Genomic DNA, 544 nt, shown 5'->3' with positions numbered 1-544 from the left:
AGGAGCCCGAAGACGAGGAACGGTGGGAGGAGGAGTCGGAGGAGGAGCCCGAAGACGAGGAACGGTGGGAGGAGGAGTCGGAGGAGGAGCCCGAAGAGGAGGAGCCCGAGGAAGAAGAGTCGGAGGAGGAGCCTGAAGAGGAGGAGCTGGAGGGCGAGGAGGAGTCGGAGGAGGAGCCCGAAGAGGAAGAGCCCGAGGAAGAAGAGCCGGAGGAGGAGCCCGAAGACGAGGAACGGTGGGAGGAGGTGCCGGACGAGGAGGAGCCGGAAGAGCCAGCGCGAAAGCACGCCGCGCGCCGTGCCGGGCGTGACTCGCGGTCGGCCTCTAAGGCCGCGCCCGAGCCCTCGCCCGAAGGCAAGTCCGCGAAGAAGGCGGCTGCCCCCGCGAAGAGGGCCCCGGCTAAGAAGAGCCCGGTGAAGAGCGCCTCTCCTGCGAAACGGTCAGCGGGTCGTGCGGCACCGGCGAAGGCGGCGGCCAAGAAGACGTCGGCGTCGTCACCGAAGGCGGCTGCCCCCGCGAAGAGGGCCCCGGCTAAGAAGAGCCC

General features: G+C 69.7%; 1 pseudogene. It reads left to right on the top strand.

Going from position 1 to position 544, the window contains the following annotated elements:
- A pseudogene (locus tag IE329_RS41765) lies at positions 1–544 on the top strand (histone protein); the annotation flags it as partial.

Origin of the sequence: Kitasatospora indigofera (assembly GCF_014655955.1) — a bacterium.
Classification (GTDB): domain Bacteria; phylum Actinomycetota; class Actinomycetes; order Streptomycetales; family Streptomycetaceae; genus Kitasatospora; species Kitasatospora indigofera.
The sequence above is the reverse complement of the archived record's forward strand: the minus strand, read 5'-3'. Positions and strand labels throughout refer to the sequence as shown.